The 22430-nt window shown below is 66.6% G+C and carries 23 protein-coding genes; 21 read left to right on the top strand and 2 right to left on the bottom strand.

Features of this window, described 5'->3' with window-relative positions; genetic code table 11:
* Positions 1-483 precede the first annotated feature (483 nt).
* The 13 genes from JLI01S_RS12495 to JLI01S_RS16730 all read left to right on the top strand — a co-directional run bounded on the left by JLI01S_RS12495 (position 484) and on the right by JLI01S_RS16730 (position 11518).
* Positions 484-765 (top strand): hypothetical protein, encoded by a 282-nt coding sequence (locus JLI01S_RS12495; protein ID WP_068265074.1) that lies wholly within the window; start codon positions 484-486, stop codon positions 763-765.
* Positions 766-813: 48 nt separating this feature from the next.
* Complete coding sequence (locus JLI01S_RS12500) at positions 814-1767, top strand: DUF3560 domain-containing protein (protein WP_068265076.1); 954 nt, start codon at positions 814-816, stop codon at positions 1765-1767.
* Positions 1768-2254: 487 nt separating this feature from the next.
* Entirely contained in the window at positions 2255-2518 is a 264-nt protein-coding gene (locus JLI01S_RS12505) for a hypothetical protein (protein ID WP_068265078.1), read from the top strand.
* A 207-nt stretch (positions 2519-2725) separates the two neighbouring features.
* Positions 2726-3028, top strand: a complete 303-nt coding sequence (locus JLI01S_RS12510; protein ID WP_068265081.1) for a hypothetical protein — start codon at positions 2726-2728, stop codon at positions 3026-3028.
* Entirely contained in the window at positions 3025-3177 is a 153-nt protein-coding gene (locus tag JLI01S_RS17000) for a zinc finger domain-containing protein (protein ID WP_157074943.1), read from the top strand. The genes JLI01S_RS12510 and JLI01S_RS17000 overlap by 4 nt, the downstream gene beginning before the upstream one ends.
* An 81-nt stretch (positions 3178-3258) precedes the next feature.
* A complete protein-coding gene (locus tag JLI01S_RS12515) occupies positions 3259-3624 on the top strand; it encodes a single-stranded DNA-binding protein (RefSeq protein ID WP_068265085.1) in 366 nt (121 codons plus the stop codon).
* A 115-nt stretch (positions 3625-3739) separates the two neighbouring features.
* Positions 3740-4489 (top strand): ParA family protein, encoded by a 750-nt coding sequence (locus JLI01S_RS12520; protein ID WP_068265087.1) that lies wholly within the window; start codon positions 3740-3742, stop codon positions 4487-4489.
* Between the two features lie 143 nt (positions 4490-4632).
* Positions 4633-5118 (top strand): hypothetical protein, encoded by a 486-nt coding sequence (locus JLI01S_RS12525; protein ID WP_068265089.1) that lies wholly within the window; start codon positions 4633-4635, stop codon positions 5116-5118.
* A gap of 26 nt (positions 5119-5144) precedes the next feature.
* Entirely contained in the window at positions 5145-5405 is a 261-nt protein-coding gene (locus tag JLI01S_RS12530; RefSeq protein WP_068265091.1) for a hypothetical protein, read from the top strand.
* Positions 5406-5460: 55 nt separating this feature from the next.
* On the top strand, positions 5461-5901 hold the full coding sequence (locus tag JLI01S_RS12535; RefSeq protein ID WP_068265093.1) for a P-loop NTPase family protein: 441 nt from the start codon (positions 5461-5463) through the stop codon (positions 5899-5901).
* A gap of 736 nt (positions 5902-6637) precedes the next feature.
* Positions 6638-7567 carry a hypothetical protein gene (locus tag JLI01S_RS12540; RefSeq protein ID WP_068265095.1) on the top strand — a complete coding sequence of 310 codons (930 nt, stop codon included), beginning with the start codon at positions 6638-6640 and terminating at the stop codon, positions 7565-7567.
* 306 nt (positions 7568-7873) lie between these two features.
* Positions 7874-9625 carry a DNA methyltransferase gene (locus tag JLI01S_RS12545; RefSeq protein WP_068265097.1) on the top strand — a complete coding sequence of 584 codons (1752 nt, stop codon included), beginning with the start codon at positions 7874-7876 and terminating at the stop codon, positions 9623-9625.
* Between the two features lie 396 nt (positions 9626-10021).
* On the top strand, positions 10022-11518 hold the full coding sequence (locus JLI01S_RS16730; RefSeq protein WP_084349408.1) for a translation initiation factor IF-2 N-terminal domain-containing protein: 1497 nt from the start codon (positions 10022-10024) through the stop codon (positions 11516-11518).
* A 371-nt stretch (positions 11519-11889) separates the two neighbouring features.
* On the opposite strand, the gene JLI01S_RS12555 is transcribed toward JLI01S_RS16730, so the two are convergent.
* The gene (locus JLI01S_RS12555; RefSeq protein WP_084349409.1) at positions 11890-12543 is read right to left on the bottom strand and encodes a TetR/AcrR family transcriptional regulator; all 654 of its coding nucleotides are present in this window, start codon (positions 12541-12543) and stop codon (positions 11890-11892) included.
* Here JLI01S_RS12555 and JLI01S_RS12560 point away from each other — a divergent pair.
* The 5 genes from JLI01S_RS12560 to JLI01S_RS12580 all read left to right on the top strand — a co-directional run bounded on the left by JLI01S_RS12560 (position 12508) and on the right by JLI01S_RS12580 (position 18375).
* Positions 12508-15249 carry an MMPL family transporter gene (locus JLI01S_RS12560; RefSeq protein ID WP_218005510.1) on the top strand — a complete coding sequence of 914 codons (2742 nt, stop codon included), beginning with the start codon at positions 12508-12510 and terminating at the stop codon, positions 15247-15249. The genes JLI01S_RS12555 and JLI01S_RS12560 overlap by 36 nt on opposite strands.
* A 341-nt stretch (positions 15250-15590) precedes the next feature.
* On the top strand, positions 15591-16178 hold the full coding sequence (locus JLI01S_RS12565; RefSeq protein ID WP_068265108.1) for a recombinase family protein: 588 nt from the start codon (positions 15591-15593) through the stop codon (positions 16176-16178).
* 276 nt (positions 16179-16454) lie between these two features.
* Positions 16455-17066, top strand: coding sequence for a recombinase family protein (locus tag JLI01S_RS12570; RefSeq protein ID WP_245634614.1), 612 nt, complete (start codon positions 16455-16457; stop codon positions 17064-17066).
* 11 nt (positions 17067-17077) lie between these two features.
* A complete protein-coding gene (locus tag JLI01S_RS12575) occupies positions 17078-17377 on the top strand; it encodes a hypothetical protein (RefSeq protein ID WP_157074944.1) in 300 nt (99 codons plus the stop codon).
* Positions 17374-18375, top strand: coding sequence for a zeta toxin family protein (locus JLI01S_RS12580; protein WP_068265115.1), 1002 nt, complete (start codon positions 17374-17376; stop codon positions 18373-18375). The genes JLI01S_RS12575 and JLI01S_RS12580 overlap by 4 nt, the downstream gene beginning before the upstream one ends.
* 30 nt (positions 18376-18405) lie before the next feature.
* On the opposite strand, the gene JLI01S_RS12585 is transcribed toward JLI01S_RS12580, so the two are convergent.
* The gene (locus JLI01S_RS12585) at positions 18406-18702 is read right to left on the bottom strand and encodes a hypothetical protein (protein WP_157074945.1); all 297 of its coding nucleotides are present in this window, start codon (positions 18700-18702) and stop codon (positions 18406-18408) included.
* A gap of 247 nt (positions 18703-18949) precedes the next feature.
* Here JLI01S_RS12585 and JLI01S_RS12590 point away from each other — a divergent pair, with 247 nt between their 5' ends.
* The 3 genes from JLI01S_RS12590 to JLI01S_RS12600 are packed head-to-tail and all read left to right on the top strand — an operon-like array spanning position 18950 to position 22430.
* On the top strand, positions 18950-19381 hold the full coding sequence (locus JLI01S_RS12590; protein WP_157074946.1) for a plasmid mobilization protein: 432 nt from the start codon (positions 18950-18952) through the stop codon (positions 19379-19381).
* Positions 19378-21045 (top strand): relaxase/mobilization nuclease domain-containing protein, encoded by a 1668-nt coding sequence (locus tag JLI01S_RS12595; RefSeq protein WP_157074947.1) that lies wholly within the window; start codon positions 19378-19380, stop codon positions 21043-21045. The genes JLI01S_RS12590 and JLI01S_RS12595 overlap by 4 nt, the downstream gene beginning before the upstream one ends.
* Positions 21042-22430, top strand: a complete 1389-nt coding sequence (locus JLI01S_RS12600; RefSeq protein ID WP_068265125.1) for a hypothetical protein — start codon at positions 21042-21044, stop codon at positions 22428-22430. Before JLI01S_RS12595 ends, JLI01S_RS12600 begins: the two co-directional genes overlap by 4 nt.

The following is a 22430-nucleotide window of genomic DNA, read 5'->3' on the forward strand; positions in this document are numbered from 1 at the left end:
AAGCGTGGCGACGAGCCAAGGCCGGCGAGCCCGTCGAGAGCATCGCCGCCGCACTGGCCGCCTAGCCCGGCACAGCGCGCCCGGCCCGAAGGGGGCCGGGCCGCCGCTGGCGCGGCGACGAAGGCGGAGCGGCCTGGCGGCCGCACCGGATGGGACCCAAACGGACTCGACCTGGCGGTCGAGCTGTGATCGTCCCGGCGCGCTGCGCCGGGACCGAGATCCCTCCACCTCCGGGGCATTCCATCGTGCGGGCTCGCCCCTTCCACGCAAGCCGGGCGCTGCGCGCCGGCCGCTCCCCCGAACTTTTCGGCCGGCGCTCCTACGTCGCTTGTTTCCGGCCGAAAACTTCTCCCCCGCGACCGGTTCCCCGGCTTGCGCTCCAGGGGCTCAGCGCCCGCAGCTTCTTCCATTGCCCCGGAGGGGGCGGGATAAGGGGGGAGGCCAACAGCCTCCTAGCCACCAGTCATCGAGAGGACCGCACCCATGAGCACCAAGACCACCGAAACCACGATCGAGACCACCGATCTGGTGTGTGAGTGCTGCGCCGTGGCCCTCGTCAACGATGACACCAGCGGGTGCGCATGGGCCTGCATGAACAACCACGTCGAGAAGCTGGGCCGGTACGCCGAGTACCCCGAGACCGCCCGCGTCGTCTACCTCGACTGGGAAGGGCCGACCTTCCACGGATCGTTCGTCTGCGCCGGATGCGGCGAGAACGACCCCCGCGGCTACGCCGGACGAGTCGAGATCACCACCCAGCCCTAACGCTGACCCGCTTTGACCATACAGACCACACAACACAGAAGGAGCGCCATGAACACGCTGACCATCACTCACAGCCCCACCGAGGGAACCACGATCGACGGGACCGAGAAGGGCGACGGGAGCGCCCCGGCCCTGAAGTCCTTGGGCTGGCGCTGGGGCCGCACCATCGGCGCGTGGTACGTCCCGCACAGCCGCGACAAGACCCCCAAGATGCACGTCATCAACCCCACCACCACGGCGCTGGAGGCGGCCGGGTTCATCGTGACCGTCATCCTCGACATCACCGAGCCCGACCCCGCCGAGGTCGAGGCCAGAAAGACCCAGCGCGAGGCCCAGCGCGCCGAAGCGATGGCCGCGAAGGCCGAGCGCAAGCAGGCCACCGCCGAGCAGGCATGGACCCGCGCCGACGCCGCGCACGAGGCACTGCCCCCCTTCGGTGAGCCCGTAAAGGTTGGACACCACAGCGAGAACCGCCACCGCCGAGCCCACGACCGCGCCTGGAGCACGTTCGGACAGGCCGTCGAGGCCGACCGGGTCGCAGAGCAGGCCACCCGCAGCGCCGCGACCGCCGCCCGCGCCACCACGGCCCGCCACAACCCCATCACCGTCGCAAACCGCATCGCAAAGCTTGCGTCCGAGATCCGCAAGATCGAGAGCACGCTGGCTGGGGGCCCAGCGTGGCGCAAGGACAACGAGGGCGCGGGCTACCACCTCGAGCACGTCCAGCCCCACGGCGAGCACCGCGACCAACTGGAGGCCACGCGCGACGCCCGCGCCCGCGACCTCGAGTTTTGGCAGACCGTCCGCGACGAGCAGATCACCGCAGGCGAGGCCACCAACTACGGGCCGACGACCGTCAGCAAGGGCGATGCCGTGAAGATCCGCGGCCAGTGGCGACGAGTCGCCCGCGCCAACACCAAGAGCGTCAGCGTCGAGACCGGCTACAGCTGGACCGATCGCACCCCGTGGCACGAGGTCCAGGACCACCGACCCGCCACCTAGACCACCCCGAGGGGGGCCGCCCCCTTCGTCCCCGATCAAGAGGGCGAAGGGGGCCAGGCCCCGAAAACCGAGCGCGCCGCTGGCGCGGCGACGCGGCGGAGCGGCCTGGCGGCCGCACCGGATGGGACCCGAACGGACTCGACCTGGCGGTCGAGCTGTGATCGTTCCCGGCGCGCAGCGCCGGGACCGGTATCCCTCCGCCTCCGGGGCATTCCATCGTGCGGGCACGCACCCTGCGCGCAAGGCCAGCCCTACGGGCCGGCCACTCCCCCGAACTTTCCCTCGGCGCTCCTACGTCGCTTGATTCCTCGGGAAACTCCTCCCCCGCGGCCCGGTTCCTGGCCTTGCGTTCCGGGCGCTTATGCGCCCGCAGCTTCTTCCATTGCCCCGGAGGGGGCGGGATAAGGGGGGAGGCCAAGCCCACCGAACGAGTCCCGTAGCCACCTCACCGTTTGACCACACAGACCACACAACACAGGAGGACCACATGGACAGCAGCAACAGCCAGGACGAGCACATGGTTGCCGTCGTCTTCGACGTCGTCGGAGCGCCGAACCAGCAGGCCGCGGCCGAGATCGTGCGCGAGGCACTACGGATGCACACGGGCAGCCACTTCGGAGCCGCACGCGACGAGGTCAACGCCACCCAGCCCGAGGGCCGATTCCTTGAGGCTTGGTGGTTCCCCGAGGCCGTGGACAAGGTGGTCGACGGCAACGACCGGCCGGCTGCAACGCTCGTCTTCAACGAGTAGCGCACGAAGGGAGATGCCCCCCGCGAGAGCGGGGGGCATCCCATCAACACGACACGGGAACCACCCCGAGACGCGGGCCGAGCATACGACGAGCACCAAAATTGCCCTACGCACTATATAGACTAGATTGAATAGATACGCTAGACTGAACATATCAACACGACAACGAGCGGACTGACCACCCGCACCACCGAAGGAGACGCACACGTGAGCACCTCAACCCGCACCGTGACCGAGCGAGACGTCCAGGAGGCGTGGCTGGCCATGCCCGCCGGGTTCCAGCAGACCCACCCCCTGACGCAGGAGCGGAGTTGGGAGGCTGGGCAGGAGTGGTCGGCGAAGGTCCGCAGGGACTGCGCCGCCGTCATCGTCCCCCTGCTCGAGACCGCCACCGCCGACCTCGCCCGCGGCGACCGCGACAGCGCCGCGATCATCCACCGTGAGATCCGGCCCTTCGAGCGCCTGCGGCGCGTCCTCGAGGCCGTCGAGGCACAGGAGGCGAGGGCATGAGCGCCTACTCCGGAGACGAGCACCTGAGCCACGAGCAGCAGTACCCAGAGCTCTACGAGGACGACGCAGACCCGATGGACCGCCCCTGCGACGACTGCGGAGCCGAGCCCGGCGAGCCCTGCCGGGTCACCTGCACAGCCCAAGGGTGAGGACGACGCCGCGCGAGCGGCGACCATCCACGCCAGACTGACCACACAGACCACACAGCATTGAGAGTGAAGGAGCACGAGATGGCCACCATCACCATCACCGGAGACCTCGCCGACGATCCCGAGACCATCCAGATCCACGGAGGGCAGCAGGTCACCCGGCTGCGCGTCGTCGAGACGCAACGCCGCCAGAACCCCGAGACGGGGGAGTGGGAGGACGCCGAGCCCAACGTCTACCGCGTGCAGGCGCGGGGCCGGCTCAGCGACCAGATCGCCCAGTCAACAAGCCGAGGGAGCAGCGTCGACGTCGTCGGCCACATCGTCACCGACGCATGGACCGACAAGGAGACCGGCCAGAAGCAGACCGCCCAGGTCGTCGTCGCCGACGAGATCGGCCCCAGTGCCACGTCGCACCCGGAGCAGGTCGCCGACGCGGCGCAGAGCTGACGTCACCCAGGCGAAGGGGGCGCGCAAGGGCGCGCCCCCTTCGCCAGACAGACCAGTTGGACCAGAATGACCACACACACAAGTCGCACACTGCACAGAAGACTGGAGGACTGAGATGACCGTCTACGCGGTCGCCCTCAGCAAGGGTGGAAGCACGAAGACCACAACCGCGGCCGAAGTCGCCGCGGCGCTGGCGCGCCGCGGCCGCCGAGTCCTAGCGATCGACGTCGACCAGCAAGGAAATTTCAGCCGTCGGCTGGGACTGAACGACGACACCGAGGTCGACGCCGTGGCGGCCGACGTCCTGGTAGGCAAGGCCAGCGCCCGAGCGGCCGCAGTGCCCTCACCGAGCGTTCCCGGGGTCGACGTGCTCGCCGGGACGCACGACCTGGCCGACATCGACCACCTGCCCGAGGTCTTGACCTCGCTGCGGGACGAACTGCCGACAATCGTGGGGGAGTGGGACGACGTCGTCATCGACACGCCGCCGGCCCTGGGCATGCTCACCCTCGCCGCGCTGGCCGCCGCCGACGTCGTCATCGCGGCCGTTGCCTGCGAGACCGAGGCCTACGACCAGCTCAGCCGACTCGTCGACGTCATCGACAGCCGGATCGCAATGCGCCTGCGCCCCGGCCAGCAAGTCCACTGGATCGTGCCCACCCGCCACGACGGGCGGCGGCTGCTCGACAGGGAAGTGGTCGAGGAGCTCGAGAAGGTGCACCCGGGCAAGGTCACCACCCCCATCCGCGAGGCCGTCGCCGCCAAGGACGCCTACACCGCCGGAATGCCGGTCAGCGTCTACATGCCCGATTCCGGCATCGCCGACGACTACGCCGCCGCGATGGCCCAGATCATCACCACCTAGACCACACAACACAGACAGCATAGGAGGAACAGATCATGAGTAGCAGTCCTCGACGCCGCCTGGGCGACCGCAACACTGCGGCGATCGCTCAAGACAGAACAGTTGCCACGCCACCCGCACCGAAGGAGCTAGAGAGTCCGGGGGTGACACCCGAACCTGAGACCAAGACCAAGGCCACGACTACGGCGAAGGGGACTTCCGCCAAGGCCGCTCAGGTCAGTGACACCGTTCGGCTGGGCATCTACATCACCCCCGAGGACGTGGACTCTGCCAAGTCCGCGTATCTCGCCGACTGGCAGGCGGGGGGCCACCTCGACACGTTCGCGAAGTGGATGGCCTACGCGTTCGACGCCCACGCAGGTCGCAGCGTGTCCGAGCGGACACGACTGGCGCGGCCTAGCGGCCGCTCAGAGACCCGCACCGGATCGTCTCGATCCTTCGTGATCCCCACCGACACCATCGCCCGGATGCGCGAGGCGATCGCGCAGGACCAGGCCGCAGACCGCTGGCCCTCCGACAGCGCGTGGTGCAGTGACGCGATCGCCGCCGCCGTCGAGCAGTCCCGCACCCGGGCCGGCGGCACACTGCCGACGGCGCCGGCCCGACTGCCCAACCGGCTGCGCCGATAGGGCACACGAGCGAAGGGGGGATCGGCATGGACGAGCACTTCGAGCTGGAGTACCCGCCGGGTGAAGAGCCGATCGAACGAGGCAACCGCGGGCTGGACATCGCGACCCTCACCCCAGCGGAGTTCGACATCTTCATGTCCGGCTTCCAATCCGGGCGCGCCTCCGGGTGGGATGACGGCTATGCCGCCTGCGAGGAACGGCAGGCATCACATCACCGCTACGCGCTGGAGGTCATGCGCCGAAGCGGTCGGCTGGATCTCTCGCCGGACGAGATCCTCGGCGACTGACCCTGTCGGTCCACACCGGCAGAATCCATGCACAACGCGCGAAAGGGAAGACCAGATGAGCGAGAGCACCGATCGAGCCGAGGGCCTGCGTGCGTGGGCCGAAGGTATGTACACGCTCACGGCGGCCGCAGAGCTGCTGATCCGCTGCGGCGATCCACTGCTGAGCGGACCGTGGGTCGAGCACGACGTCCAGCGAGGACGCTATTGGTTCAACACCAAGACCGTTGCCGAGGAGTCCGGCTATCTGTCCGGGGGAGAGCGTCGCGTGCTCGACATCGCCGCGGCGCTGGCCGTCGATGACCGCCCGGTGGCCCTGGGGGAGGCCGTCAGTGGTCTCGACCGCAAGCACCTAGAGCTCGTTCTGGCAGCGATCGCGCACGCTGCCGGGAGCCACGAGCACTCTGAGGCCTTGACCACGGAGAACGAGGACGGCGTCCGCCAGCTCGTCCGCACCGAACGATTGGGCAGCCTCTACCCCTGGCCCGAAGGGCAGTGAGCCGCGTGGTGTGCTCCCAGTGCCGCGACGGCGACCACGCCCACTGCTACGACACCAAGCACCCGCAACAGGACTACCCAGGCTGTTCCTGCCAGCACCAGACGCGCGAGAACGCAGGAAGGAGCAAAGCCGATGGCTGACCAACACGGCTCGTCGAACAGGTGCCCCGACGAGGACCACGCAGGATGCGCGGACTCACAGTGCCTGTGCCTCTGCCACGCAGAGGCTCTCCTGCGTCGGATGGAGAGCGAACCATGGCCGCCTGTGCGGCGCTGGAGCATCGAGACTGATGCCCACGATCCGAAGGTCGACCGCAGCCGTGAACGCGACCGGCGATGGGGGCGCGATCCGACTCGTGACGGGCGAGGCCGAAGCCTCTAAGGAGGCGTAGGTCGCTCACAACGCGTGAGACCCCCCCCCAGGCCCGCATCTCCCGATGCAGCACCTGAGGGGGGCCGATAATGCCCGTGAAGGCCGTGCACTTGAGCCTCACCGCAATGGGGGTTCGCCCAACATGGTCGCAGTCGTTACGAGGTCGCCTTCATGGGGGGCGCCCCGGTCCCTGTTACACCGTCAGTCTACCGGAGGCGGGGCGAGGCGTACAGCGGCGAAAACCCCTCGGCCCGGACTGGGGAGCGGTCTGTCCCGCACATCGGTAGGCACCCTGTCGGTGACTACACTTACCGTTAGAAGCGATGTAGGTGACCGCCAGTTGTGGCAAGTAAGGAGGACATCGATGGATGCCCGTGAACGTCATAACGAAGAGACCCCCGCCCGGCAAGCGTTCAAGACGCTTCGGCTCGGGCTGCTGGAGGTCGTGGCGAAGGGTGCGCCCGAGGCGGACGCCGCCGAGACCGTGGGAGACAGCGGGCTGGCAATCGTGCTCCCCAACGCCAGTGCCTTGTCCTACTCTCGCGCGGACGAACTGCGGTCACGCGCAGCTCGCCGCGCTGACATTCCTTTGCGAGCAGGGTTTGTGCGCAGCGACGATCCGGACATCGTTCCGCCGCTGGCGAAGCTGGTGAGCTCAGGCGGCCGCGGTGGGGCCACGCCCCTCAAGTTGTACCTCGGTCTCGTGTGGATCGCGTCCAGCCCACCCTTCGACGTCCCACGACTGTCGTCGCGGGTCTGGGCGGAGCTCTTGGATCTCGAGGACCCTGGTAGCAAAGGAAAGAAGAGGATTGCTGCTGCGGTGAGCAGGTTGGAAGAACTCCAACTGATCCAGGTCAGCCGTAGGCGGGGGGAACCGTCGGCGATCCGGCTGCTCAAAGAAGACGGCAGCGGCGATCCGTACAAGCAGATCCCCTCGACCAGCTACCTGAAGGCGGCGGGTGGCCAGAAGTTGCGCTACTTCAAGGTCAACACTCGGCTGTGGACCGAGGGACACATCCAGTCGATGAGCGCCAAGGCGCTGGCCATGTTGCTGGTAATCCTCGAAGAGCAGTACGGCAAGGACGCTCCGGTCTGGTTCAGCGAGTCGCGATTCGAGGAGAGGTTCCGCCTGAGCCGGCCCACCAAGTCTGAGGGAGGCAAAGAACTGTTCCAGCGACAGCTCATCGTGATCAAGCGGGAAGCAGTGACACGAACCGGAGCTGCGTTCGAGATTGAACGAACCCGAAACACCTACCGGGCGATCAACGACGCCGTGCCTAGCGGGCTGGACTAAGGAATCGGAGGGGCAGCCGCTCCCACCCTCTGAGTCGCGTGGTGTGCCCGGAATGCCGCGACGGCGGCCACGCCCACTGCTACGACACCAAGCGCCCTCAGCAGGACTACCGAGGATGTGCCTGCCAGCACAATCCGCGCGAGGGGGAGCAGAAGGACGCGGGCGAGGCGGCATGAGCGGGGACGAGCGCTGAGTTAGCCCGCTGGACATCGAAGCACCAAGGCCACACGCGCGGCAGGCGGGACACCTTAAGAGAGACACCCAGCGGTGGCCAGCCGCGGGGGTGCATGGTGCAACACTCCCTGCATGACGGGGTCCACGCCAGCCAAGAACCAACTCTACTTTGGAGACAACCTGGACATCCTCCAGAGATACGTCCCAAGCGAATCCGTTGACCTGGTGTACCTAGACCCACCGTTCAACAGCAACCGTAACTACTCGGTCATCTTCAATCGCAACGGAGAGGTACCCCTGGACGCTTCGGCGCAGATCGAGGCATTCGAGGACACCTGGCACTGGACACCCCTGACTGACGAGCAGTTCGCGGAGTACCAAGAAACGCTGCCACCCAAGGTTGCTGATGCGCTCACCGCATTCCACACACTCCTCGGCGAGAACGACGCTATGGCGTATTTGGTCAACATGGCGCCCCGGCTCGTCGAACTGCATCGGGTGCTCAAGCAAACGGGCTCGCTCTACCTGCACTGCGATCCCACCATGAGTCACTACCTGAAGGTCCTACTCGACGCGATCTTCGACGTCCGCAACTTCCGCAACGAGGTCATCTGGCGGCGCACAGGGTCCCACGGCAAGACGAAACGGTTCGGTCCCGTGCATGACGTCATCCTTTACTACGCCAAGTCGAAGGAGTTCACCTGGAACCAGCCCAGAAGGCCGTACGCCAATGGGCACGTGGAGAACTACTTCATCAAGGACGACAACGGGTGGCGGACCAATTACTACGGCAACGTCCTTACCGGATCAGGCACCCGTGGTGGCCTCTCGGGCAAGCCGTGGCGAGGCTACGACCCGACCGCCAAGGGACGGCATTGGGCCATTCCCAGTGCGTTGCTGGAGGGCCTAGAAGACGAAACCGAGGGACTCGACCAACACGAAAAGATGGACCTTCTTGCAGAACGCGGGCGAATCACCTTCGGCGAAGGTGCTGCCTGGCCGATCTATCAGCGCTACATCACTCGCGAAGACGGCGTCAGCGTCCCCGACATATGGGCATACCAGCCCTACACGCAAGGCATGCTCTTCGGGACAGACGAGGGCATCGACGAGGACGTGCGTTGGCTCGGGACACAGGACGCGGAGCGGTTGGGCTACCCGACGCAGAAGCCGGTAGCGCTGCTGGAGCGGATCATTGGAGCCAGCTCGAACCCAGGTGACGTCGTACTCGACCCGTTTTGCGGTTGCGGCACGACTGTCGACGCTGCCCAGAAGATGGACCGCAAGTGGGTCGGGATCGACATCACGTACATCTCAATCGACCTGATCGTTAAGCGCCTTGCTCACACCTACGGCGACGAAATCCGTGAAGCGTTTGAGACGAACGGCATCCCCCAGGATCTCGCCGCGGCACAGGCGATGTTCACCCGCGACGCCTTCGAGTTCGAACGGTGGGCGGTGACCTTGGTCGCGGCTCAACCCAACCAGAAGCAGGTCGGAGACAAGGGTATTGACGGGGTTGGCCGGTTCCTGCTCGACGCGAAGGGGAAGGGCAAGGTCGGCCGCGTCCTGGTCTCCGTGAAGGGCGGCAAGAACATCAACCCCTCCATGGTCAGAGACCTCGATGGGACCCTCAGCGCACAGAAGGCGGAGATGGGCATTCTCGTCACATTGACCCCTGCCACGAAGGGAGTTAAGGACGCGATCGCTCACGGGGGCGTGTATACACACCCAGCCAACGGACAGGTTTTCCCGCGGCTCCAGCACGTGACCATCATGGACCTACTCAAGGGAAGCAGGCCGACTCTCCCGACGATGCTCAGGCCCTACATCGAGGCCAAGAAGCAACTCTCGCAGAAGGGCGAGCAGTTCGGCCTGTTCTAGCTGTGAGGACTCGGGCGACGCGAGCAACCGCGCGGATCATCCCAACGCGGGCGACTCATTGATGTCGCCTATTGGCCTTCGACAGGCTCCGGTGGCGTCCCGTCGCCGGCCCAACGTCGCAGGCTGTAGCGCCGCATCTCTCGTCCGTCGATCGTGATGAGCACGCCAGTGCCCTTCGGCCACAGCCGCCACCCTTCGGCCGCTAGAGCAAGTGCCCACGCCTCGGGGTCGTCGTTCGGGAGGAGATCCCGGAGGGTATAGCGCCACACGTAGACAAGGTTCTCATCGGGCTCCTTCCTCCTGCGATGAGGCTCGTCAAGCGCGACATGTCAACGTTGATCCCAACGGCTCGGTGACACAGGCGCACAGTTTGGTTGCGCGCTACGCTCCGGACGCATGGCCAAGCCTCGCGTTCACCAGGTTGCAAAAGAAGTGGGCATACCGGCCAAGGACGCCATGCGGCTACTCGCCGAGATGGGTGTACCTGCTATATCCGCGAGCGGGACAATCACGCCGCGACAGGCTGAGGATCTACGCAGGGCTGTCGACGATCGTCGTCAGACCCGTCAGGAGGAAAGCCAAGGTAGGTCGTCACCCGTACACCCCTCGGCTCGCGCCGCGCAGGTTCGCCGGTCCCTGCTGAGCCGCGCAGAGTCGGACTGGTCGAGGTTCGACTTCAGCAATGCTGACCAAAGAGCCTGGATAGTCGCTGGCGTCCCGATCGACAAGGCGCACCTGGCGGCGATAGCGCGTGAAAGTTCCCGACGCGACCGGCAAGGCCCACGCATCACAGCTGACACGCTGCGGCAGGAGTGCCGGCCAGGTGAACGCGTTATCGACGCACTTGTCGCGGGGACAAACGCGATCCGTGTCGAGGAACGTCTCGCAAAGCGTGGTGGCCAGCCCCTGCGGGGTGTCGATGAGCAGCTGCTTGCCGTCGCAACTTCGTCGCCCCTCCCCGCAGAGACCGACGTCGACGGCCTCGTCGAGGCCTTCCGGGCCGCAGAGTGGACCCCGAGAAGCACGCCTCGGGTCGCCGATCTTCTCATCCGAGCCATCGAGCCCCGCGAGCCGCGCCTCCGCGCACTAGCAGTGCTGGGAGAGCAGGTCAGCAGGTATAGCGCGGACCGAACCGTCGGATCGCTGCTCTCCGCCTATGCACGAGCACATGGGGTCTTTCACGTCGACGAGCACCTTGAGCTTCTATGCCGGGAAGGTATGGACGAATCTGTCGCTGACGCCCCCAAAACCCTTGTCGTGCTCCAACTCCTACGGGACGCAGTCAGGTCAAGGAACTTCTACTTCATTCGCGAGGGCGCCCGCAGCGCGCTCAGCATGGAGGCGACCGGGTCTAGCCAAGACCAGCCGGGGGTGCGCGCGGGGATCGGGTTCACCGAGGACATTTCCCAAGCGCCGGGCAGCGTTGTCGCCTGGTCTCCCGGCCCCCTTGGGGAGACCGTGTGCATCACGCTCAGTAGTAAAAAACAAGCGCGCTTGCTATCCGGCAAGAACTGGCTCACCGAGGTCGAAACGTACGCGGCATACGTCGAGCAGGCGGGCTCCGCCGCGGCGATGATTGCCGGGCTCACCACTCCACAGGTGAGAGCGAGTAGCACAACGCACCCAGGGGACGAGGGGCCTCCGGCGCAGCCGCCTCCCGGCACCCGCCTACGTGACGTGGTCATGCACTACCGATCCAGCTCGGATGACCAGATCACGAACCCTTCACCTCGACCTCGGCACAGCCCCGATCACCGCTGGCTCGTACGGGGCCACTACCGACGGCAGTGGAGCCCCAGGACCCAGACGCACACACGCATCTGGATTGAGGAGCATGAGTCAGGGCCCGCCGACAAGCCGTTGCTGATCCTCGAGAGGGTGATCGTCAGCTGAGGTTCCCTGGACGCGCCAGCGTCGTCGCTCAGGGATGCCGCCGCGCGGACACGGGCGCGCGGGGGTCGTCCGTATGACGGCTCGGTGACGTCAAGTTCTGAGCCGCAAGTTATGCGGTGACGATCGACGCGGCCATGGTTGCGCGGTGATGGTCATCTCTCACCCGCCAGCGAATGAGCGAACGTGCCGACCCGCCTCCTTGCGTGCGTCCCGGATGACGTCACGCGCCCGGTCCACCACGGCGACCAAGGGTCTGGGCGTCAGTTCGCTGTCGCGCCCGCCGTCACCGGTACGTGGTTCAACGCGAAGGAAGAGGGTCGTCGGCGAAGCTGTCGCCGTGACCACCCCCAGGGGTTGAGCCCGACTCGTCCTCAGCCGTGCGGTCTCGCGGTCTCATGGATAGGCTCTTCGCGTCGGAGAGGGAAACACGTGGAGTGCTCAGTGGCGCGGCCTCCTAGGAGCAACTGGCGTGTGGCGTGTACCGCGAAGTCGGACACGGCTGCAGGGTCATCCCCCTGGTCGACCCTGCGGATGCAGGCGTCGACGACGGACTGGAGCACGGTCATGGCCAGGTCAGGATGCGGGTACCCAAACTCGCGCACTGCTGGCTCGAGGGCCTCTTGCAGCGATATGTGCATGTCCGCCACGCGCTGTCGGGCCGCTGGTGAAAGTGACGTGCGGGACAGTGCGGCCCGCCAGCCGTGGGTTCCGCTGGCGGCCTGCTCGAGGTTAGATCTGACGTATGCGGCGATCTGCTCTTCCGGGGTGGTTTCGGCTGCGATCGCGTGCTCCACGGCCTCGATCCAGGCGGGGAACTCTCTGGTGACGATGAGCTCGAGCAGGTCGTCAATGGAGTCGAAGTAGCGGTAGATGCTGTTGCGGGCGATCCCCGCTCGTGCTGCAACCGCGCCAGCGGTCAAAGCATCCATACCGTCCTCGTCGAGGATCGCCTCGGCCGCATCGATCAGCTGGGCTAGTCGGCGAGCCCGGTGCTCGCGGACACTCCCGGCGTCGATCTTGGGCATCTTCCCCCCTGCAACGCGATGACAACGCACAACAGCCTATCCGTCTTCCGGGGTTCCGTTTGGCAAGTGTTACATTGGCCGCGTCTTAGCGACACCCTGTCCCTAAGGTGTATTTTCTGGCTCTCCGTTCAAGGATTCTTGATGCAGTCGATCTACTCCCGCGCGCTCCACGGCCTGCTGGGCTCGAAGAAGCGCGCCGCCATCGTGGTGGTTTTCTGGGTGGTGCTGGCCGGTCTTCTCGCGGGCGTGGCGCCCGCGCTGGATTCGGTCGAGGACAACACCTCAGCCAACCTGCCGCCTGCGGCCTCGGACTCGATGACGGCGCGCGACCTGGTGCGCTCAGAGCTGCCCGGGCAGGACACGACGCCTGCCATCGTCGTGGTCCAGGGTGAGGGCAGCAACGCTGAGGCGGACGTCGAGGAGGCCGTCACCCGGATCACCTCTACGCTGACCGGTTCAACGCGGCCGGACCACGTCGCGAGCGTGGTCTCGACGGTGAGCACACCCGGGGCGGCAGCCGACCTGGTGTCCCAGGACCGCACGGCGCAGCTGCTGATCGTGCCAATGACCGGCAGCCCCTCGGACGAGTCCTTCCAAGACGCCGTTGACGACGTGCGCGACGGCGCGTCCGACGCCGCCGGGGCAACGAGTGTCGCCGTGACCGGTCCAGCCGGCATCGCGACCGACACGGTGAAGGTCTTCAGTGGCGGCGACAAGGTCCTGCTCCTGGCCACGATCGTGCTGGTCCTGGTCATCCTGCTGTCCATCTACCGCTCCCCGTTGATGGCGCTGGTGCCGCTGTTGGCTGTCGGGGTGGCAATGCGTGTCGCTGAGACCGTCGGCGCGATCCTCGCCGACGCCGGGATCATCACGGTCAGCTCCCAGACCGCCTCGATCATGACGGTGCTGCTCTTCGGCGTGGGCACCGACTACGCGCTGATCATCACCGCCCGCTACCGCGAGGCACTCCTGGAGGAGCCGTCCCTCCCGCGGGCGATGCAGACCGCTATGCGCCGCACGACCGAGTCCGTCCTGGCCAGCGCCTCCACGGTTGTACTAGCGATGTTCGCCCTGCTGGTGGCCCTCTCGCCCGCACTGCGTGGCTTCGGTCCCTACCTGGCACTGGGCGTTGCTGTCATGGCCTTGGTGGCCTTCACTTTCATCCCCGCGCTGACGCTGCTGTTCGGCAGGGCCGTCTTCTGGCCTGGGAGTGTGGCCAAAGCGGCCGAGCGCTCTCGCGGGGGCAAGGTATGGCACCGCATCGCGGCTCTCGTCGCCCGCGCTCCCGTCCGGGTGGCTTCAGCCACCGTGGCGGTTCTGATCGTCATGAGCATGGGGATGCTGGCCTACCAGCAGAGCTTCAACACGCTCAGCGGCTTCCGCGCCGACACCGAGTCCGAGCAGGGTCAGCACATGATCCAGGAAGCGTTTGGCGACGGCGAGATTGCCCCCAGCACCGTCGTCGTGAGTTCAAAAGAGGGCCTGGGCACCGGCTCCGCGCCAAAGCAGATCGCCACGGCGCTCGGTGACGCTGACCACGTCAGCCGCGTGGGAGAGCCCCGCCTGGGTGAGGACGGCAAGACGGTCTTCTACGACGTGGTGCTTGACCTCGACCCGTACAGTCCGGCGGCCCTAGACGCGATCGACCCACTCAAGGACACCACCCGGACCGCTGCTGAGGAGGCCGGTGTGGAGGACGCCACGGTCGTTATCGGTGGCGAGACAGCCCAGACCGCTGACATCCGCTCGGCCCTGGAGCGCGACACCGTCTTCATCGTGGCGTTGGTCCTGCTCATCGTCACAGCGGTCCTCGTCTTCCTGTTGCGCTCGATCCTCGCTCCGATCTACCTGATGGCGACGCTCATCCTGTCGTTCGTGGCCACCCTTGGTGCCACAACCTTCTTCACCCTGACGGTTCTGGGCGATGACGGCATCGGCAACCGCGTGACCGTCTACATCTTCATCTTCCTTGTCGCCCTCGGCGTGGACTACAACATCTTCATCATGAGCCGGTTCAGGCAGGAGCTGCGCCACCGGCCACCGGCGCAAGCCATCAGCGCCGCCCTGACTCGCACCGGCGGAGTCATCTCATCCGCCGGACTCATCCTCGCCGCAACCTTCTCGGTGCTGATGACCCAACCGATCCGCGAGCTGTTCCAGTTCGGCTTCGCGATGGCCTTCGGCATCCTGCTTGACACCTTCCTCGTGCGGCCCCTGCTGGTCCCGGCCATCGTCCACCTCCTGGGCGACAAGGCCATGTGGCCACTGCGCCCGGACCATCCGACCGCCTCAGCGCTCCCGACGCCCACCGCCACAGATCCCGTCGCGCCCCGGGCTCCCGGGTCCAAGATCTCCGGTGGACGGCTACAGCGCGTCTTCACGTGGATTGCGGTCGTGGAGGCTTTCACCTGGGCGGGGCTCTTGACCGGCATGTATTTCAAGTATGTCCCCGAGACCACCGACCTCGGCGTCCGGATCTTCGGGACGCTGCACGGAGCCGCCTTCATCACCTATGTGCTTGTGACGATCTCGATGGCAGTCCGCCTGAAATGGCGCCTCGGCCGCACCCTTCTCGCACTGCTGGCCGCGGTGCCGCCGTTCATGACCGTGGTCTTCGAGGTGTGGGCTCGACGCACTGGCCGGCTCCCCGGGACGGCCGTGACGTCAGCCTTCGACCCGGTCACCGGCGTCCCGGTCACGAGATAGCCGTCCCACTGTCCTGCACCCGACACACCACTCTCAAAAGTCCAGACAAGGGTCACTGAAGGCGAAAACCAAGGGGGTGTGAGCAGGTCGTAGCCCTACCGGTGCGGACGGGGCACGTCATCGCCGGTTGCCCCGTCCGCACCTTGCAGTCGGGACGCGGGCGTCGTGCGGGACGAACGCGGCGTCTCAGGAAACTACAGGTTGATGAGACACGACGTGACGTCGCTGCCGAGGACCGAGCTCTCGCGGTTCTGCGGCTGCAGAAGTGTCTCGGAAAAGTGTCTCGACGAGAAACGTCTCAGCTGACGTCACCGGAAGGGTTTTTGAGGCAGGATGGGTGGGTGAGACTTCTGGGGTACACGAGAATCAGCACGGCCAGTCAGGACGCGCAGTTGCAGTTGGACGCGCTGGCCACGGCCGGGGTCGAGGCTCGGGACGTTTTCTCGGATGTGACCTCGGGCAGCAAGAACGCAGCGCAACGTCCAGGGATGCGCCGACTCCTGGAGTACGCCACCGCTGGAGACACGGTCGTGGTCTGGCGAGTGGACCGGCTGGGGCGCTCACTGATCGACGTGCTGAACACGGTCACTCTGCTGCGCGAGTCCGATATCGGCATCCGCTCCATCCAAGACGGCATCGACCCAACCACCACCAGTGGACGGCTGATGCTGAACATGCTCGCCACCTTGGCTGAATACGAGCGGGAGCTGATCACAGAACGGGTCAATGCCGGCATCGCCGCAGCCAAAGCCTCCGGCACCCAGTTCGGGCGACCCCGCGTGGAGCTAGCCGTGATCGCCGAGAAGCTCGCGATCGTCAACGATGCACGCGCCAAAGGACGCACCGCCACAGACGCGGCCCGACTCGTGGGGTGGTCCCGCGCCACGTTCTACCGCCATAACGCCACCGCCCAGTCACAGGACTCCTGACCGCGCCAGATACCCGCCAGGGCTGAATATCAACGAGCCATCGGCCTTATACACCCAGTAGCGCCGACCACCTTGGCTGGACGCGACACCATGCCGCACGGCCTCATCGGCGGAGTGCGCCCAACCAGAATCTTCGTATCTTAGATAGAAATCGCGTTGCTCCAATTTAGAGCGCTTCTCGACACAGATCGCGGCCCAGAAACCTTGGCTCAGTGATAGACTGGCTCAGAAGCCAACTCAAATAGGAGATGTGGGCAGATGACGGTCTGGGGCTATATGCGCGTGTCGACGACAGCGCAGGACGTCGATGCACAGCGCCGCGCGTTGCTCGCCGCAGGCGTGGACACGGCGCACTTGGTCGATGACCACGTGAGCGGCACGAAGGCGAGCCGTCCGGGTCTCGACCGACTCCTGGGTGATCTCCAGGCGGGGGACGTGCTCACGGTGTGGAAACTCGACCGGCTCGGACGGTCGGTCTCGAACCTCGTCGATCTGGTCAACGATCTCGAGCGCCGCAACGTGCAGCTGCGCAGCCTCACCGAAGGACTCGACACCACAACCCCCAGCGGGAAGCTCATGTTCCACGTCATGGCCGCTCTTGCGGAGTTCGAGCGGGATCTGATCCGGGAGAGGACCGCCGCTGGGCTGGAGGCGGCTCGCGCAGCCGGGAAGGTCCTCGGCCGGCAGTCGCAGGTCACCCGCGAGCAGTACCGGCTCATCAAGACGATGGCCACGCAGGGCAGCCCGCAGCGCACGATCGCCGCGACGTGCGGCGTGCCTCGTGCGACCGTGGGACGCATCATCAGGGGAGAGGTTCCGTCCCTCGCGGCGCGCTACGACGACGACATAACCGACGACGAGCTGCCCGTGACCACGGGCGCGGCATGAAGGGGAAGAGCATGAGCGCAGAGCAGAAGATTCAGGACTTCGAGACGTGGGACGACGTCGTCCTCTACGACGTGTGCGCGGAGGCGTGGACGCGCCTCGACGGCTGGTTGATCAACGCCGAGCGCAAGGCGCGTGCGGCCGGTGACGGCGCACAGGCAGATGCGTGGCGACGCGAGTCGTTCGCGCTGGCTGACGAGCGGCGTGAGATCACCGCAACGGATCGGCAGGCACAGGCCGCCGCGATCGTCCGTTGGAATGAGCGTCGTGCGGAGATCGACGCGGGGGCGGGGCCCAAGGCCGCCGCCGCGTGAACCTCGGCGAAGACGAGCTGCGCGCGATCTGGGAGCAGGACATTCGTCCTCGCGTGTTCGCTCGCGCTGAGCGCTCCGAGCGTCCAGTCACGATGCTTCTGGGCGGCCAGCCAGGCGCAGGGAAGAGTCGGGCCGCAGACTTGGCGACCGCCGCCGCAAGCGGCAGCGTCGTGGCGATCGTCGGGGATGAATACCGACGATTCCACCCGGCCTACGTCGAGACGTTGAAAGCCGACCCCCTGCGCATGCCAGACGTGACCGCACAGGCCGCGGGCCGCTGGATTCAAATGTGCGTAGACCACGCCCGCGATCAGGGCTACTCCATGCTGATCGAGGGCACGTGGCGCAACGCTCAGGTGCCATTGGAGGCAGCCCGAGCTGCCCGCAAAGACGGCCGTCGGGTCGACGCCGTGGTTGTGGCCGTACAGCCCGAGGTGAGTCGGCTGGGGACGATGGAGCGCTACTACCGGGACGCCCTTGCCGGTTCCGATGCGCGGTGGACCCCTCCGGCCGCGCACGACGCCGCTGTGGCCAGCCTGCCCGGCACCGTCGAGTCGATCGCCATGAGCGGCGACGTGGACAGCATCAGGGTTGTCACCCGCGACGCGTCCACGCTCTTCCACAGTGATCGCCCTCCTTCGCCCGAGCGCGTCGAGGGCGCCACCTCCGCACTTCACCAGGGCATGTCCCGCGCACTCTCGCCCGGGGAGCTCGACCGCTACAGCGCGAGCGTGAAAGCGATGCACGCAGCGCACGAACGATTCACTTTTGCGGACCCGCAGGCGCGCTCAGCTTGGACACAGATCAAGGCACACGACGAGCCACTGATGAGCCTAAGAACCACAATGGCCATCGCTGAGGCGGCATCCCCGACGCCACCCAGCGCAGCTGTCAGGCGACCGCCGAACTTAGGCATGGGGGAGCGGCCCTACAGTGCGCGACGCCCGCCTCCCAGCAGTCCTCGCGGGCGAGGGCGTGAGAGAGGGATCGGGGACTAGCCCAAAAGTCCTCCCTATCGCCGTCACGCGTCAATTTGCCTCAGGTGGGCGCGTAGTTGTCGGCGGCTTGGCGGCCTTGCGCGGTCGCCCTGGCCGCTTGCGTCCTGGCTCGACCAGGCCGACCTTGCGCAGTTCGGCAACGGACCACCCGGCGCGCTCGGCGTCGGACCACTGGGAGGCGTAGTTTCGCTCGGCCGAGCTGAGGGCTTCTTGGGCCTGTGCGAGCTGGGCCGATGAACCGGCCAGCTTCTCAATGATCGCGATGCGATCGTTCAGTAGGTCGCGGGCGGCGGCCGCTGCTCCCTCGGGCGTGATGTCGCTGCTCATGTTGCCCAGAGTACCGGCGGAGGCGACTTCCGGGACGACCCCGACCACCACCCGTTCCCCCAAGCGCCGTACACGACCGACGCGTTCTGATCAGGAAACCCTCAAAACTCGATACAGACAGCAAGATGGAGAGTTATGTGCCATAACTTCGTTCCGATCTCGCGTTCCCACTCGATCGGTGCCACACTTTGGGTGTGGAGTCCCGCCGTTCGGCGGGTCGCTGCGCTGGCAAAAGGAGGTGGGCGGCGTGGCCGAGTCGGAGGGCGTGTCCCGATCGAAGAGTGCGCCAGGGCGTCGGCGCATGAATGCGCAGGATCCACGTAGCCACCGGGTGGTGGTTACGTGCACCGACGACGAGTACCGGATGCTCTTCGGGCTGGCCGCTGCCCAGGGGATTTCCTTGCAGAACGTCCTCATGCGTGCGGCGATGTCTGGCGGCACTCAGAGTGCCCAGAAGACTGCCGAGCTAGTCGACGAGTTGCGCAGCACGCGGCAGTTGCTAGCGGTGGCCACGGGGTTGCTGAATCAGTTGGCGAAGGTCGCCAACTCCACTGGGAGGCTGCCCGAGGAGATCCCGGAGGCGCTGTCGATGATGCAGCGCGGGTCACAAAAGGTCGACGGATTCCTCAACGAGTTCAGCGAGCGGTTTTCCTACGATGGCCGAAGGGGGCCGTTGTGATCGTCAAGCTCGTTAAGCCAGGCAGTGACCTGCCCGGCCTCGCTGCCTACCTGTGGGGTCCTGGCAAGGCTGAGGAGCACACAGATCAGCGCATGATCGCGTCCACGGGCGCGAGTGAGATGACCCTGGGATCATCGTCAATGTTCTTCCGTGGCGAGCGTGCAACCCTGCTCGACGATGCGGCGCTGTCGTCGACCGACGCCCGGGCTGAGGGCAGGCACATCGAAGCATCGTGGCGGTTCTTTCGAGACGAGGCCAGCGTGCCGGTCGCGGCTGGAGCCGTCGCGGTGGGCGAGGGGAGCCAGGCTGGAGCCGGCTCCGCCCAGGCGGATGAGTTTCGAGTCGAGGCACCTTGGGTGTCGGAGGAGCGTCAGGAGCGCACCGGGTGGAACAGGCCGCACGTGATGCACGTCGTGTTCTCACTCCGTGCCGACGAGGGCGAGCTGTCCGATGAGACATGGGGGCGTATCGCGAGCGATTGGGTGCGCGAGATGAAGCTCGCAGGCAACGAAGGGGAAGCGGACTGCCGGTGGGCGGCTTGGCGACACGGCAAATCCGCAACCGGGAACGACCATATGCACGTCGCGCTGTCACTGGTACGTGATGACGGACGGTGGGCGAACGTGCATCGCAGCAAGCTGCGCTCTCGAGCAATCGCGGATGAGTTGGAAGAAAAGTACGGGTTGAACAAGGTCAAGGACACGGCCGAGCAGCGGGGGATGCCGGGCACCAGTCGTGGGGAATGGCGACGTGCTGACGAGGCGAAGGAAACTGGCCACAAGGAGATTCCAGAGCGTCAAAGACTGGCACTGGTCGTGCGCACCGCAGCGGCGCACGCCGCGACCGAGAAGCAGTTCATTGCAGATGTCCTGCGCCAAGGAGTGCAGGTACGTCCCCGCTTCGCCAAGGGAGGAACCGACAGCGTCATTGGGGCGTCGTTCCGATTCCGTGACGGACAGGACCAGCAGTGGCTTGGCGGTGGGCAACTCGGTCGGGACCTGACGCTGCCGAAGCTTCGGCAGATGTGGAACGACACCCCACATGAGCGCGCCGAGGCGCTGAGGGTTTGGCAGGGCGGTGAGGGCGTTCGCAGATCGCAGGCCGTGCCGGCATGGGCCCCGTCGTGGAACGCCGCACAGCAGGCATTGGCGACGTGGGCCACCAGGATCGAAAACCTCGATCCTCAGGACGCCGGGGCGTGGGCACAGGCAAGCCGTGACGCGGCCGCCGTCGCGAGCGAAATGACCCAGGGCTCCGGTGGACGACAGCACCAACTCCTCGCGGCGACCACGCAGGAGCTGGCCAGAGGCGCGCAAACGCGCCACGGTTTCAACCACTCCACAGCGGAAGAGGTCCGCGTGGCCTGTCGCCATATGAATCTCCTGATGCGCGCCGGGTCCAAGTCGGACGCGGCGGGTTGGTGGGCGGTCTGGCAGCAGTTCTCCCGCGTCAACCAGGCCATTCATAGGGCCCAGAGAGCGCGCGGCGAGTTCGTGCGTGCTGAGCGCTTGGAGACCGCTGCCAGGACCGAGTTGCAGTCGGTGGCCAGCGGGTTGCGCAAGGCCGCTACCGCGCAGAGCGCGGCCCCGGCGACCAAGCCACCCACGGGCGCACGGCGTACGACTAGGGACACCACAACACGAGGGGAAGAGCGAGGACGATGAGCGAGAACTTTGACGAGGTCACCAGCGACGCCACCCGAGCCATCCGGATGGCGTTGATGCTCGGATCGCAGGCCGCTGAGCAGCTGGCGCGCGTGAGGGCCCAGCAGGAACGACGCGCTGCCGAAGCCAGTCGCGAGCGGGCGTCCGAGATCCGCGAGCAACTGGACATTGCCCGCGACGCAGCCCGCGCTGCTTACGAGCCCGTCGCCGACCCGCGGCGCTTCGCTCAGGCCGACCCCGAGACCGTCGCTGCCGCGTGGTCGACCGCAGCGGCATGGGCTGACGTCGATCCACGCGCCGCAGCGGCCGAGGCGTCCTTGGCCGAGCAGACGAGACAGCGGTGGGGAGTCGACCCCCACGCGTTGCGTGAGCACGTCGCACGAGCGCAGGACGAAGTCCGCGCAGACCGCGGCCAAGGCCAGCCCCGAACGGAGCCGGGACAGCCCAGCGACCTCCAGCAGTACGAAGAGATCCGCGAGGAGATCCGCGCGATGCGCGCCGAGTCCCCCGATTGGACCAAGCAGCACATCGCCCGCGTCGAGCTGTCCTTCGAGGCTGACGGCAGTTCGACGATGGATCACGAACGAGTGATGGCAGCAGCGGGCGAGTTCACCGCCAACGGCGAGGTCCCGTCGTGGTTCCTCGACGCTACCTGGGATGCCGAGCGTGACCCGCGCACGCCTCGGCCGCTGATGGAGCATGAAGAGGCCACGATGGCGACCGACCCGGAAGGCGTCGCGGTCGGTGACGACCGGCTCGTCGAGGCCATGGACCCGGACTGGCGCGAGAGCGCCACCACGGACGATCTGGAGCAGCGTTGGTACGAGGCGAATGCTGACCTAGGGCAACCGGGAGCTGTCCAGGCACGCGATGCGCTGGAGGCCACGATGGCTGAGCGTCTGGGAGTCGACCTTGAGCGCTTCCGTCGCGAGAGCGAGCCCACCCTGACAGAAACGGCCTTCAACGCCGCCGGCGACCGGGCGGCTGAGGCTGCCGACCGCGCCGCCGAGGCCAGTGAGCGCACCGAGTCCGCAGGCTGGGAGAACCGAGGCAGCGAGGAACGCGGTCGGGAGGGCGCGGCCGAGGTCGAGGGCGATTCAGGACTAGCGATCGAGGAAAGCGTGGACGCGCGCGAGGCAGAAGGGATGGCTGTTCGCGCGGATGCACAGGCCGAGGCCGACCACGCTGCAGCCAACGAGAGTCGGGCAGATGCCGAGGGTATGGAGCAGGCCGGTGTTCCGCCACGCTCACAGCAGGTCCGCACCAATACCGCGCGCGGTTTCGGATCGACCCCGACCGCTGGAGCCCAGGCCAAGCGCCACCCCAAGGCGCGAAAAAACACCCGCAGCGCGGGCAAGACGGCCGAGAGGGACATGGGCCGCTAG

The sequence above is a fragment of the Janibacter limosus NBRC 16128 genome (assembly GCF_001570985.1).
In the GTDB taxonomy this organism is placed as follows: Bacteria; Actinomycetota; Actinomycetes; order Actinomycetales; family Dermatophilaceae; genus Janibacter; species Janibacter limosus.

Coding starts and splice junctions, on each gene's coding strand:
- JLI01S_RS12600 (WP_068265125.1), top strand. CDS start 21,042: ATGAGCGAGAACTTTGACGAGGTCACCAGCGACGCCACCCGAGCCATC.
- JLI01S_RS12495 (WP_068265074.1), top strand. CDS start 484: ATGAGCACCAAGACCACCGAAACCACGATCGAGACCACCGATCTGGTG.
- JLI01S_RS16730 (WP_084349408.1), top strand. CDS start 10,022: ATGGCCAAGCCTCGCGTTCACCAGGTTGCAAAAGAAGTGGGCATACCG.
- JLI01S_RS12540 (WP_068265095.1), top strand. CDS start 6,638: ATGGATGCCCGTGAACGTCATAACGAAGAGACCCCCGCCCGGCAAGCG.
- JLI01S_RS12570 (WP_245634614.1), top strand. CDS start 16,455: ATGCGCGTGTCGACGACAGCGCAGGACGTCGATGCACAGCGCCGCGCG.
- JLI01S_RS17000 (WP_157074943.1), top strand. CDS start 3,025: ATGAGCGCCTACTCCGGAGACGAGCACCTGAGCCACGAGCAGCAGTAC.
- JLI01S_RS12555 (WP_084349409.1), bottom strand. CDS start 12,543: ATGCCCAAGATCGACGCCGGGAGTGTCCGCGAGCACCGGGCTCGCCGA.
- JLI01S_RS12535 (WP_068265093.1), top strand. CDS start 5,461: ATGAGCGAGAGCACCGATCGAGCCGAGGGCCTGCGTGCGTGGGCCGAA.
- JLI01S_RS12520 (WP_068265087.1), top strand. CDS start 3,740: ATGACCGTCTACGCGGTCGCCCTCAGCAAGGGTGGAAGCACGAAGACC.
- JLI01S_RS12505 (WP_068265078.1), top strand. CDS start 2,255: ATGGACAGCAGCAACAGCCAGGACGAGCACATGGTTGCCGTCGTCTTC.
- JLI01S_RS12585 (WP_157074945.1), bottom strand. CDS start 18,702: ATGAGCAGCGACATCACGCCCGAGGGAGCAGCGGCCGCCGCCCGCGAC.
- JLI01S_RS12530 (WP_068265091.1), top strand. CDS start 5,145: ATGGACGAGCACTTCGAGCTGGAGTACCCGCCGGGTGAAGAGCCGATC.
- JLI01S_RS12575 (WP_157074944.1), top strand. CDS start 17,078: ATGAGCGCAGAGCAGAAGATTCAGGACTTCGAGACGTGGGACGACGTC.
- JLI01S_RS12515 (WP_068265085.1), top strand. CDS start 3,259: ATGGCCACCATCACCATCACCGGAGACCTCGCCGACGATCCCGAGACC.
- JLI01S_RS12500 (WP_068265076.1), top strand. CDS start 814: ATGAACACGCTGACCATCACTCACAGCCCCACCGAGGGAACCACGATC.
- JLI01S_RS12545 (WP_068265097.1), top strand. CDS start 7,874: ATGACGGGGTCCACGCCAGCCAAGAACCAACTCTACTTTGGAGACAAC.